This is a genomic window from Streptomyces blastmyceticus (assembly GCF_039521185.1).
In the GTDB taxonomy this organism is placed as follows: Bacteria; Actinomycetota; Actinomycetes; order Streptomycetales; family Streptomycetaceae; genus Streptomyces; species Streptomyces blastmyceticus.
Window position 1 is genome coordinate 75,153 of record NZ_BAAABW010000012.1, and the last position, 12,177, is coordinate 87,329.

The window sequence follows — 12,177 nt, forward strand, 5'->3', positions numbered from 1 at the left end:
AGGTGAAGACAGCCAAAATGACAGAACTCAGCGAGTTCCTCCGTTCCCGTCGAGCCCGGCTGAGCCCCGAGGACGTGGGCCTGACGCCGCACGGCGGCCGGCGGCGCGTGCCCGGGCTGCGGCGCGAGGAGCTCGCCCAGCTCGCCGGTGTCAGCGTCGCCTACTACACACGCCTCGAACAGGGCCGCGGACAGAACGTGTCCAGCTCCGTGCTCGACGCCATAGCCGACGCGCTGGGCCTGAGCCGGGCCGAGCGGGACCACCTCAACCACCTGGTGCGGCCGTCCCGGGCCCGCAAGGCCGGGGCGCGTCCGCAGCGTGTGCGCCCGGCGGTGCAGCAGCTGATCGACAGCATGGACAACGTCCCCGCCTACGTCGTCGGCCGGCGGCTGGACGTCATCGCCTGGAACCGGATGGCCTGCGCCCTCCTCGGCGACTACGCCGCGGCCCCCGCCCACCAGCGCAACATGGCCTGGCAGATCTTCCTCGACCCGGCCTCCCGCGAGCTCTATGTGGAGTGGGAGCGCAAGGCCGCCGACATCGTCGCCTTCCTCCGGCTCGACGCCGGCCGCTACCCCGACGATCCGCAGCTGGCCGCGCTGGTCGGCGAACTCTCGGTCAAGAGCCAGGAGTTCAGGGAGCTGTGGGCCACGCACGACGTGCAGGACAAGGGGTTCGGGGTGAAGCGGATCCACCATCCCGTCGTGGGTCCGCTCACTCTCGCGTACGAGACGCTGGTGCTGCCCTCGGACGCGGGTCAGCAGCTGATCACCTACCACGCGGAGCCGGGCTCGACGTCCGCGGAGTCGCTGCGCCTGCTGGCGAGTTGGACACTGGGCGCGACCGATTCCCGGACGGATGCCGCGCGTCCCACCGCGTAGGCCTGGTCAGGGGCGCGGCACCCCGATCGGATTGGGCATCGGCAGCACTCCGGTGTCCACGAGGTGTCGGCTCAACGGCACGGCCAGGCCGATCGCCTCCTCGACCCCCGACTCGCCGAGGGCCGCGAGCGGGTCCGCCGCGAGCCGGTCGGTGGCGTCCTCCAGCTGCCGTCGCAGCTCCTCGCCCGCGCGGGTCGGCCGTGACGTACGGTCGAGCAGTCCGCGTGCCACCAGCCTGTGGCGGCTTTCCTCCCATTCGGCTTCCGTCCAGCCCCGGTTGGCCTGGAACGTCTCCTGGGGGACCCCTCCGTTCGCCACCAGCGTGAGGGTGGCGTCGAGACCCCGGAGCCCCGCGCCGACGGCGGCGAGGACGTGGCCGTCGCCGCGGTGCTCGCGCAGCACCGTCGCCGCCAGCCAGACGCGCCCGGCGGCCGATGCCGGCCTGCGCACCCCGGACCAGCCCGCGGCCAGTGGCCTGCCGTCGTAGCGGCAGCCCGCCACGGCGCGTTCGAGCAGTTCCGCGAGACGTTCCAGGCGGCCCTCCGAGCCGGGCGGCAGCGCCCGCTCCAGCGTCGCCCGCACCGCGTCGAGCCGGGCGGCGAGCACCGCGTCGGGTGACGCGTACGCCCAGGCGTCGGGCAGCGACCGGGCCACCATGGAGGGCGCGAAGCCGAACAGCATCGCGGTCACGGGCGGGGCGTCCAGCGGCCCGAGCGGTGCTACCCGCCCGGTGAAGTAGCCCATCCACCAGCTCGGCAGACCCAGGGCCTTGGCCGCCTCGGCGGGCTCCGGCGCGAAATACACCACGGCGTGCAGTGGCTCGACGGCCTCCCAGAGGCGTCTGGCCGGTGTCCGTTGCGGATCCATCGTGTCCTTCCGGAAGCGGGCTCCCCTTCTCGCGGGCAGCTTCGTACAGGCAGCTTCGTACGGGCAGCGCCAGAATCGCAGCGCCTGTGGTCCCGCCGCCACTGTGCAAGCGCCTCGGCCCGGACGCGCCTGTGCCCCCGGGGCGCCGCCGATGAGGCGTCCCGGAGGCACGGCGACTTGCCGGTGGCGTCAGCGCTTGGCGGCCGGCTTCTCCTTCGGCGTGTTGGCCTCGGTGACGTTCACCGCGGACCACGCCTTGTCGACCGTCTTGTACTCGGTGCTGTCGGCGCCGTAGATGTCCGCGGCGGCCTGGAGCGTGGCCTTGCGGGCCTCGTGGAAGTCGGTGGTCGAGACCATGTACCGGGTCAGCGCCCGGTAGAAGATCTGCTCCGCCTTGTCCCGGCCGATGCCGGAGACGGTCGAGCCGTCGTGCGTCGGGGAGTTGTACTCCACGCCGTTGACGGTCTTCTTGCCGCTGCCCTCGGCCAGCAGGTAGAAGGCGTGCGAGGAGACGCCCGAGCCCGCGTGGACCTCACGGTCGTAGGAGCCGGAGTCCCAGTAGTCGACGGTGCCCTCGAGCTTGTCCTGCGACGGCTCGTCCAGGCGGCGCAGGAACTTCTGGTCCAGGCCGAGCTTCTCGCCGATCAGGTAGTTCGGGGGGTTGGCCGGGTTGTTGGTCTTGAACTCGACGGCCGTGCCGAAGATGTCGGCGAAGGACTCGTTGAGCGAGCCCGCCTCGCCGAACTGGTTCTGCCGCGCGTCCACCCGGGTCGGCTGGAAGTCGGCGGTCGCCTCGACGACGCCGTGGGTGAGCTCGTGGCCGGTGACGTCCAGGGCGACCAGCGCCTGCTTGAACGTTTCTCCATCACCGTCGCCGTAGAGCATGCACGAGCAGTCGGGGGACCAGAAGGCGTTGCCCACCTTGTCGCCGAAGTGCACGACCGCGTTCGGGCCGGCGCCGTCGTCCTTGATGCCGTTCCGGCCGAAGGTGCTCTTGTAGAAGTCGAGCGTGCTGGTGATGCCGTACTGCGCGTCCACCGCGGCGGTGGTGGGGTCCGAGGAGGTCCCGTTGCCCCAGTCGTTGCCGGTGTGGACGAAGGGCTTGCCGTCCTTGAAGGACCCGACCTCCTTGCCGCCCGCGTCCCGGGTCTCGGCGCCGCCGCGGCTGGGGTCCTTGAGCGTGAAGGAGTTCTCGGCGGTCTGCGTGGTCGTCAGCGGCACCTTGCCGACGAACAGGGAGGAGCCGGAACCGGTCGCAGGGGCCGGGAAGCTGCCCTGGGCCTTGCCGCCCTTCGCGGGCACGGTGACCTTGGAGCCGGTCTTCGGGGTGGCCGTCTGGCCCGTGCTGCGCAGCTTGGACTTCAGCTGGGGGGATATGAAGCCGTCGGTGAGCGGGGTGCTGCTGAGCACCTTGCCCGAGGCGGCGTCGACGACGACGGAGTGGATGCCGCCGGTCTCGGTGGTGCGGCTGTCGGTGACGGTGACCCGGTAGGCCAGGACGGGCGTCCCGGCCGTCGCGTCGACGACCAGCTCGGTCCTGCCCGCCTTGCCGTCGGCCGAGGAGGCGGCCTTGGCGGCCGCCTGGGGCGCGGACAGCTTGGGGGTGACGGTGGGCAGGGATATCTGGTGGTGTATCGCCCGGGTCGTGCCCAGGTAGTTGTGCTTGGCGTCGAGGTGGACGACGAGGTCGCCGCCGACGACGGGCACGCCGCGGTAGACGCGGGCGAACCGGACGTGCCGCTTGCCCTCGGGGTCGATCAGCGTGTCCTTGACCGTCAGGGTCTCCGCCTTGCCGACGCCGGTCGCCGAGGAGTGGGCGACGGCGGCGCTGCGCGCGGCCTTGACGACCTCCGCCTTGGCGGCGGCCGTGGCCGCCGTGGTGGCGGAGGCGCGGGCGGACTCACGGGCCCGGTCGGTGACGCCCGAGGACGGGGTGGCGGTGGCGGTGCCCGCCATGGTGGCCGCGGCCACCACCGCGACGGCGGTGGCGGTGAGCACTCGTCTGTGGGATGTGGGGGATGTACGCACTGTTCAGCGCCCTTTGCGGTGAGGGCGGTTCGGGACGTGCCCGGCCGCCTGCATACACGCGGTGCTGTCACTGGCGCACCGCGGGAACCTGTGGTCCCGCGGAGGACTCTGCCTGCATTGGCATGCCCATGAAAAGAGGAAAAGTCGTGATGTCCGGTGAGTTGATCAAGTCTTAACAAAGCGTCAACGCAAGGTGAGCGGACGGCGACTTGGTGTCTACTCGCAGGTGAAGACGGCATTGCGGAAGCGGGGGTTGTCGCGCGAGGGCAACTGCTCACTATGTGAGACAGTGGGGTGCGCGGGGCACGGTCCGGAGGCTCCCGCCCGTGAAAAGGGGCGTCACTCCGGCCAGTTGCCGCCCTCCACGCGCCGGCCCCGCAGGCGCAGCCGGGCCGCCAGCCCCTCCTCCGCCAGATACACCCAGGCCCGCACCGTATCGCCACCAGTCAGGCGAACCGGGCGGATCACCTGGACATAATGGTTCGCCGAGCCGCCCGGTGCGTAGCCCTCCAGCGCGTCGAGCGACGCCAGCAGCGCGTCATAGCGGTCGGCCGGCAGCCACAGCGCCTCGCCGAGGATCTCGCCCTCCGGGTCCGCCACCGCGTACGGATAGCCCGGTCCCTCGTAGAGGGCCGCCCCGCGCATCCGCGCCGGTTCCTCCGCCACCGTGCGGCCGCGGAGGAGCCGCGCGTGGTTGCCCCGGCCGGGGCGCAGCGTTCCGTATACAAAGACGGGCAGCAGCTCACGGTCCACCACTGGGCTCCCTTCCGTCCGCGGCCGCCGCCGGAAGGCGGTGGCACCGGGCCCGCCGTAAAATACCCCTATGGGAGAGCGGCCGGTCGCGCCCTCCGCCCCCGAACTCGTCATCGAGTCCGACGGCGGCTCGCAGACGATGAGTCCGAGCCGGACCTACCGCGTGGGGCGCGATCCCTCGAGCGACATCGTGCTCGACGACGCGCGGGTCTCGTGGCACCACGCGGTGCTCCGGCCCGTCGAGGACCACTGGAGGGTCGAGGACACCGGCAGCACCAACGGCACCTACGCCGAAGGCCACCGCATCCAGGCCCTCGACGTCGACGCGGGCACCGTCATCCGCTTCGGCAACCCCGCCGACGGCCCGGCCGCCGTGCTCAGGGGGACCGGGGCGCCGGTGTCCGTGCCCGGTGCCACCGGGACGTTCCGCAGGCCCACGTCCGTACGCCCCCTGCCGTCCCGCACCGTCCGCATCGGCCGGGCCGCCGACAACGACCTGACCGTCGACGACCTCGTCGTCTCCAGGCGCCACGCCGAGCTGCGCGCCGGCGCGGACGGCGGCTACGAGATCGTGGACCTCGGCAGCCACAACGGCACCTACCTCAACGGCCTCCTCGTGCACAGCGCCCCCGTGCACCCGGGCGACATCGTCGGTATCGGCCACTCCGCGTTCTGCCTCGTCGGCGACGAACTCCAGGAGTACGTCGACACCGGCGAGGTCTCGCTCGACGTCCAGGACCTGTCCGTCCATGTGGACAAGGGCCGCAGGACGCTGCTGGACGACGTCTCGTTCCCGGTGAGTGCCAAGTGCCTGCTCGCCGTCGTCGGGCCGAGCGGCGCCGGCAAGTCGACGCTCCTCAACGCCCTCACCGGGCTGCGCCCCGCCGACCGCGGCACCGTGCTCTACGACGGCCGCGACCTCTACCACGACTACGCCGAACTCCGGGCGCGCATCGGGCTCGTACCGCAGGAGGACATCCTGCACGCCCAGCTGAGCGTGCGCCGCGCTCTCGGCTACGCCGCGGAGCTGCGCTTCCCCGGTGACACCGCGAAGGCCGAACGGCGGGCGCGCGTCGACGAGGTGATCGGCGAACTCGGTCTCCGGCAGCGCGCGGGCCAGGCCATCCACAGCCTCTCCGGCGGCCAGCGCAAGCGCGTCAGCGTCGCCCTGGAACTCCTCACCAAGCCCTCCCTGCTCTTCCTCGACGAACCCACCTCAGGACTCGACCCCGGCATGGACCGCTCGGTGATGACCATGCTGCGCGGCCTGGCCGACGACGGCCGCACCGTCATCGTCGTCACCCACAGCGTGCTCAGCCTCGACCTGTGCGACCGGCTGCTGGTCCTCGCGCCCGGCGGACGCACCGCGTTCTACGGGCCGCCGGGCGAGACCCTGCCCTTCTTCGGCTTCTCCCAATGGCCGGAGGCCTTCGAGGCGTTCGAGAACGACACGGGCCGCGACTGGGCGGGGGAGTACCGCGCCTCCCCGCAGTACCGCCAGTACATCAGCGCCGCCACCGAACAGCCCCATGTGCCGGGCGTCCCGGTCCGCGACCCCGCCCCCGCACCGCTCAAGGCGCAGAGCTGGGGATCCCAGCTCCGTACGCTGGTCCGCCGGTACACCGCCGCACTGACCGCGGACCGCACCTTCCTGGTCATCATGATCGCGTTGCCGTTCATCATGGGGGCGATGACCCGGGCCCTGGCCGGCAGCAGACTCACCGCCGAGACGGCGATGAACGCCCTGCTGATCCTGTGCATCGGGGGAGTCCTGGCGGGCGCGGCCAACGCGGTCCGTGAACTGGTCAAGGAACGGGCCATCTATCAGCGGGAGCGGGCGGTCGGCCTCTCCAGATCCGCGTATCTGATGTCGAAGGTCGTGGTCCTCGGGCTGATCACAGTCTGCCAGGCAGTGGTCCTGACCCTGGTCGGCCTGCTCGGGGTCGAACTCGGCGCCCCGCACGGCAAGGGCGTGCTCCTGCAGCCGCTCGTCGAGATCACCATGGCCGTGGCACTGCTGTCGTTCACCGCCATGATGCTCGGCCTGTTCATCTCGGCCCTGGTGCGCAAGGAGGAGGTCACCATGCCGCTGCTGGTCCTCCTCACGATCGTCCAGGTCGTCTTCTGCGGGGCCCTGGTCAAACTCCACGGCATGCCGGGCCTGGAACAGCTGGCATGGCTGGTGCCCTCGCGCTGGGCGTTCGGCGCGATGGGCGGGACGATCGACCTGCGGCGCATCGCGGTCGACAGCAAGCTGACCGCCGACCCGCTCCTCCAGCACTCCGTCGGCACCTGGCTGCTCGACATGGGCATGATGGTCGTGCTGTCGGTAGTCCTGGGTCTCGTCGTCGCCCGGCTGCTGCGCCGCCAGGAGCCCGCCGTCATGCGGAAATAGCAGGTGGGAGCCGCCTCATGAACCCAGCCGCCGCACCGGACGCCGCCGCGGGCTTCCGGCCCACGCACGTCGTGCCCCCGGACGGCCTGCCCACCTGGACGGCCCCGGACGCGGCGGTGCCCACGGAGCCGCTGGACCCGCTGCTGCCCGTACGGCTCCTGGACCGCCGGGGCGACTGGGGGCAGGTGCTCTGCTCCAACGGCTGGACCGCCTGGATCGACTCCCGCCCACTCGTCCCGCTGCCCCAGGGACCGCCCGCCGCCGGCGGGCCACTCACCCGTACGGCCGACGCCCGCCGCCTGCTCGCCAGGGCCGAGGAGACCCTGGGCGCCTACCACCGGGCGGTGGCAGACCTGGCCGCCGGGCGCACCGACGCGGAGACCTTCCGGCGGAGCACCGAGGGACTGCGGATCGGGGCGGTCGTCGACGGCGACGCCGTCTGGCTCTACGACCCGGATGCGGACCACTGGTGCTACTGCGACGGCACGGCCACGGCGCTCCTCGCCCCGGTCGGCCCTGCGGCCCCGCGGTCCGCCTCCGGGAGCGATCCGGACGAGGCCACCCGGATCGCCGGGCCGGGGGAGGGCTGATGGCCCCCGGGCGCGACCCCGTCGAGCGCCCCTCCGAGCTGATCGGGCGCCGGATCGCCTCGTACCAGGTGGAGAGCGAGATCGGCCGCGGCGGCATGGCGGTCGTCTACCGCGCCCGCGACCTGCGCCTCGGCCGCACCGTCGCCCTCAAGCTGCTCGCCCCCGAACTCGTCCGCAACGACACCTTCCGGCAGCGCTTCGGCCATGAGTCACGGGTGGCCGCCGCCATCGACCACCCGCACATCGTGCCGGTGTTCGAGGCCGGGGAGGCCGACGGGCTGCTCTACATCGCCATGCGGTACGTGGCCGGGCAGGACCTCCGCGCGCTCCTCGACCGCGAAGGACCGCTGCCCCTCGCCGCCGCCTGCCGGATCGCCGCCCAGGTCGCCTCCGCCCTCGACGCCGCCCACGCGCACGACCTGGTGCACCGGGACGTCAAGCCCGGCAACATCCTGGTGGCGGAGGGGACCGACAGCGACCACCCCGAGCACGTCTACCTCACCGACTTCGGGCTGACGAAGAAGTCGCTGTCGCTGACCGGCTACACCCGGGTGGGCCAGTTCGTCGGCACCCTGGACTACGTCGCCCCCGAGCAGATCTCCGGGAAACCGGTGGACGGGCGCTGCGACGTCTACAGCCTGGGCTGCGTGGTGTTCGAAATGCTGTCGGGCGCTCCGCCGTTCCGGCGCGACGACGACATCGCGCTGCTGTGGGCGCATCAGTACGATCCGCCGCCCCGGCTCTCCGACCGGCTCCCGGGCCTGTCGCCCGGGGTGGACGAGGTGCTGGCCAGGGCGCTGGCCAAATCCCCTGCCGAACGGTTCGGCAGCTGCCTGCGGTTCGTGGCCGAACTGCGGATGGCGGGGGCGGCCGCGCCCGCCCCGACGCACGCCCCCACCCGCGTGGACCCGGGCCTGCGCCCCGACCTCCCGCCGCCTCCACCGCGCTGGGCGGCGCCGGTCTTCCCGGAGGTGCTTCGCCCGTCCCGCCCCACCCCGTAGCCGGTTGACCGGTTACGGCAGCTCGCCCCGCCGGCGCACCCGCCACGCGCAGACGCCGCCCAGCGTGCCCGCGATCAGGCCCCACAGCAGTCCGAGCCCCAGCAGTGTCCACAGCCGCGGCCGCAGCGTGACCTCGCCGCCGAAGCCGCCCAGGTCGCCGATGCCGAGCAGCGACAGCCCGAACCGCGCCGAGATCCGGGTGAGCGCCCCCACGACGAGCAGTGTGACGGCCAGTGCCACCGCCAGCCGGACGCCGTGCCGCCAGGGCGCGGTCCCGGCCGGGGAGCGTACGGCCGTCACGAACCCCGCGGCGAGCAGCGCGACCACGGCCAGGACCACCAGCAGCCAGGCGCGCCCGTCCTGTTCGGCGAGCGAGGAGACGTTCACGGCGGCGGTGCCGTGCTTCACCCGCAGCACCGCGGCCAGGGCCTTGGGCACGGGCAGGCCGATGGCGTCGGGGACCCGGCCGTCCCAGGTGCCGCCGAGGCCCATGCCGAAGCCGAGCCAGGCGAGGTTGGGCAGCCCCAGCAGCAGCACGGCGACGGTCTGCGCGGGGTGGCCGCGCGTGCACAGGACGACCACGCCGACGACCAGCCCCAGCACCACGTACGCCAGCAGCACCACCAGCATCGCGAACGCGGGGGGCCGCACCGCGTCCTGGAAGCGCAGCAGCCGTGACGGCAGCGGGGTCTTGCGGGACACCGCGACGGCCAGGGCGAGCAGCACCAGCAGCCACAGCAGTCCCAGGCCGAGCGTGGGCGCCATCGCCGCGCGGAAGCCGACGACCGGCGTTGCCCCCAGGGCCGCGCCGATGTCACCGATCAGCGAATCGCCCAGGTCGATGCGGAACGTGTGCCGGGCGGCGAGCGTGATCAGCACCAGGGCGAGCAGCCACAGTACGGCCGTACGGGCGACCCTGCCCAGCAGTTCGCCGCCGCTCGCCACCGCCCGGTGACGCAGCGGCAGCAGGAAGACGACCGCGATCGCCACGGCACCGGCCAGGGTCACCGAGAGCGGGACGACGTCCAGGCTCGCGCCCGTACGGCCGAAGACGCCGGCGCCGCCCGACAGCTCCACCGAGCCCCCGACGGCCGTGACCACGGTGGCCGCGACGACGGACGGGAAGGCGCCGCCGGGCAGCCCGGTCGCCCCGGCGGCCCACAGGCCGAGCGCGGCGACGACGGCCATGGCGGCCACCCCGGCGGCCACGGCCGCGAGAGCGTCCCACCAGGCGCGCAGGGGATGGTGCGCGGCCGCCGGGGCGGCGGCCCTCGGTGGCTGGGTCACGCTGCCTCCGGAAACGTCGTCGGCGGTGGTCGGTGTGCGGCCCGGCCCGGTGAGTGCCGGGTGGAGCCGGGACGTTCAACGTAAACCCGCAGATGCCGCGCCACCTGTCGGGCGCGCATCCGCCGGAGCCCGGCTTTCCGTTTGCGGGGCGCGCCGGTTTGCGTCACACAATGAACAGCGGCGAAAGCGTGCAGAACAGGGCAGAGCAGAAAAACCGGATCGCCTCCACCGTAGGAGAAGGGCCCCGTGTCGTCCGAACCACCGTCAGAGAACCGCCCCACCGGTCCACCGTCCGGCCCCCTCGCCGGTCAGGGATCCGGGTCCGGGCCGTCCAGACCTCCGGAACCGACCCGGGCCGACCTGCCGTCGGGCACTCCGGCCGCGCCCGAGGGGCCGTCAGAACCGGAGTGGCCGCCTGTGCCGCCCGCCCCGCCGACGGGCGGCACGGGCGACCACGGCATGCCGGGCGAAGGGCCCGGCGGGGGAGGGGGCCCCTGGTGGCGGTCCCTCCCCAAGGTCGCGCTCCTCGCGGGTGCGCTCGTCGCGGCCGCCGCGCTCGCCGTCTTCTTCCTCCGCTCGGACAACAGCGGCTCCGGCGAGGTCTACCTCCAGTCCGCCTCCGCCGAGGGCACCGACCCCTTCACCGCGTCGACGGCGAAGGACACCGGTGGCCATGCGACCGCGTCGCCCACCGCCCCGGCCGCCACGGGCGGCTCCGGCTCCCGCACCGTCCAGGGCTCGACGCCCGGCCTCTACGGCGGCACCCAGAACGTGGGCAGCTGCGATGTCGAGCGGCAGATCGGCTATCTGACCGAGGACCAGACGAAGGCCCGCGCCTTCGCGACCGCCGCCGGGATCGAGCCGGGCTATGTCCCCGAATACCTGCGCGGCCTGACCCCCCTGCAACTGCGCGCCGACACCAAGGTCACCAACCACGGCTACCGCAGCGGCGCCGCCACGGCCTACCAGGCCGTCCTCCAGGCGGGCACGGCCGTGCTCGTCGACGACCGGGGCATGCCCCGCGTGCGCTGCGCCTGCGGCAACCCGCTCGGCCCGCCCGTCGCCGCGAAGGGCACCCCCCAGGCCAAGGGCAAGGCGTGGCACGCCTACCGCTCCGGCGAGGCGGTCGCCGTCGTGCCGGCCGGCGCGGCCATGACCGCCATGGTCGTCTACGACCCGCAGAGCGGCCGGTGGTTCGAGCGCCCGGTGGGCACCACGGGCGACAACGACAGCCCCACCTCGCGCCCCAGCACCACCGCGTCGCCCGGCCCCGCGCAGCCGAGTTCGCCACCGAGCAGCCCCTCGTCGCCGAAGCCGTCCCCGTCCCCCTCGCCTTCGGCGCCGTCGCCCCACAGCTCCCCGCCCCCGCCGTCCCCGCAGGCGCCCGGTCCGGCGTACGGGCCCGCCGCCCGCCCCGGGGCGCGGCCGTGAGCGGCCCGGAGGCCGCGCGACGGGTGCGGCGTACGGACCCGTGCGGCCCGTACGCCCGCGAGCGCGCGAACTGAGACCCGGACCGATGCGCCGACCGCCCGCCGCGCCCGGGCCCGCCACCGCCGCTCCCACGTGTGCGGGGGCGCTGCCGGGGAGGCGGGCGGTGCTGCGGCGCGCGGGCCGGTCCACCTGGCCGCTGCTCGCGGCGTCGGTCCTCTACAACGCCTGGGTCCTGGAGTTCGTGCTGCCCACCGGGCTGGACGCCCGGCACTCCTATGTGAGCGAGCTCTTCGCCGCCGACCAGCGGCTGCACGTGCTCTTCGGCGGGATCGAGATCGTCACGGCGCTGCTGGTCGCGGTCGGGGCGTTCCCGGGTGCGCCGCCGGGCGGCGGCCGGGTCCCGGCGGACCGCTGGGCGACCGGCGGCCGCTGGGCGCTCGTCGCCTTCGCCGCGTCGTCCGTGGGCGACGTGCTGCTGCCGATGCGCTGCGCGCCGTCCGTCAACCGGGCCTGCGAGGCGGTGAATCCGTGGCACACGGGCACCAGCGCGCTCGCCCACGCCGCGCTGTTCGCCTCCATGGCGCTGCTCATCGTCGCCTCCCGGACGCAAGGCGGGCGATGGCCACTGATCCGCCGCTGGGGGCCGTGGGTGCTCGGCGCCGCGCTGGTGACGGCACTGGCGACGGTGGGCCCGCTGTTCGGGAGACCCGGCTGGCACGGAGTGCCGCAGCGGGCGCACTTGATGCTGGTCGGGACGTGGCTGGCGCTGCTCGCCGCGGCGCTGCGCGGCCGTCCGCACCACCGGTGACCCAGGACTCCTCCGCACCCGTGGCCACTCGACGTCTTGGGATGAATTCGGCCGAATGTGCGTGATGGCCGCGACGGTCGGGCGGGTGTGCGGAAGGCGGGCGGGGGAGGGGGCGCCGGTCCCCCGTGCCTGGTCA

At 73.5% G+C, this 12,177-nt stretch carries 10 protein-coding genes; 6 read left to right on the forward strand and 4 right to left on the reverse strand.

The features are described 5' to 3' along the window. Positions 1–17 precede the first annotated feature (17 nt). Positions 18–881, forward strand: coding sequence for a helix-turn-helix transcriptional regulator (locus ABD269_RS10115; protein ID WP_344117470.1), 864 nt, complete (start codon positions 18–20; stop codon positions 879–881). Between the two features lie 6 nt (positions 882–887). On the opposite strand, the gene ABD269_RS10120 is transcribed toward ABD269_RS10115, so the two are convergent. The 3 genes from ABD269_RS10120 to ABD269_RS10130 all read right to left on the reverse strand — a co-directional run bounded on the left by ABD269_RS10120 (position 888) and on the right by ABD269_RS10130 (position 4,529). Continuing rightward, positions 888–1,748: an SCO6745 family protein gene (locus ABD269_RS10120; RefSeq protein WP_344117436.1), complete on the reverse strand. Its 861-nt coding sequence runs from the start codon at positions 1,746–1,748 to the stop codon at positions 888–890. A 189-nt stretch (positions 1,749–1,937) separates the two neighbouring features. Next, positions 1,938–3,704, reverse strand: a complete 1,767-nt coding sequence (locus tag ABD269_RS10125; protein WP_344117471.1) for a M4 family metallopeptidase — start codon at positions 3,702–3,704, stop codon at positions 1,938–1,940. 411 nt (positions 3,705–4,115) lie between these two features. Continuing rightward, entirely contained in the window at positions 4,116–4,529 is a 414-nt protein-coding gene (locus ABD269_RS10130) for a gamma-glutamylcyclotransferase family protein (RefSeq protein ID WP_344117437.1), read from the reverse strand. A 70-nt stretch (positions 4,530–4,599) separates the two neighbouring features. Here ABD269_RS10130 and ABD269_RS10135 point away from each other — a divergent pair, with 70 nt between their 5' ends. Genes ABD269_RS10135 through ABD269_RS10145 form a run of 3 tightly spaced genes read left to right on the forward strand, consistent with a single transcriptional unit; the run spans position 4,600 to position 8,515 of the window. Next, positions 4,600–6,924, forward strand: a complete 2,325-nt coding sequence (locus ABD269_RS10135) for an ABC transporter ATP-binding protein/permease (protein ID WP_344117438.1) — start codon at positions 4,600–4,602, stop codon at positions 6,922–6,924. 17 nt (positions 6,925–6,941) lie between these two features. Then, positions 6,942–7,514, forward strand: a complete 573-nt coding sequence (locus tag ABD269_RS10140) for an SH3 domain-containing protein (RefSeq protein WP_344117439.1) — start codon at positions 6,942–6,944, stop codon at positions 7,512–7,514. Beyond that, positions 7,514–8,515 carry a serine/threonine-protein kinase gene (locus ABD269_RS10145; RefSeq protein WP_344117440.1) on the forward strand — a complete coding sequence of 334 codons (1,002 nt, stop codon included), beginning with the start codon at positions 7,514–7,516 and terminating at the stop codon, positions 8,513–8,515. Before ABD269_RS10140 ends, ABD269_RS10145 begins: the two co-directional genes overlap by 1 nt. 12 nt (positions 8,516–8,527) lie before the next feature. Here ABD269_RS10145 and ABD269_RS10150 read toward each other — a convergent pair whose 3' ends face one another. After that, entirely contained in the window at positions 8,528–9,802 is a 1,275-nt protein-coding gene (locus ABD269_RS10150; protein ID WP_344117441.1) for a streptophobe family protein, read from the reverse strand. Positions 9,803–10,219: 417 nt separating this feature from the next. Here ABD269_RS10150 and ABD269_RS10155 point away from each other — a divergent pair, with 417 nt between their 5' ends. Then, complete coding sequence (locus ABD269_RS10155; protein ID WP_344117442.1) at positions 10,220–11,233, forward strand: DUF6777 domain-containing protein; 1,014 nt, start codon at positions 10,220–10,222, stop codon at positions 11,231–11,233. Positions 11,234–11,318: 85 nt separating this feature from the next. Then, complete coding sequence (locus ABD269_RS10160) at positions 11,319–12,041, forward strand: DUF998 domain-containing protein (protein ID WP_344117443.1); 723 nt, start codon at positions 11,319–11,321, stop codon at positions 12,039–12,041. The last annotated feature ends 136 nt before the right edge of the window (positions 12,042–12,177 follow it).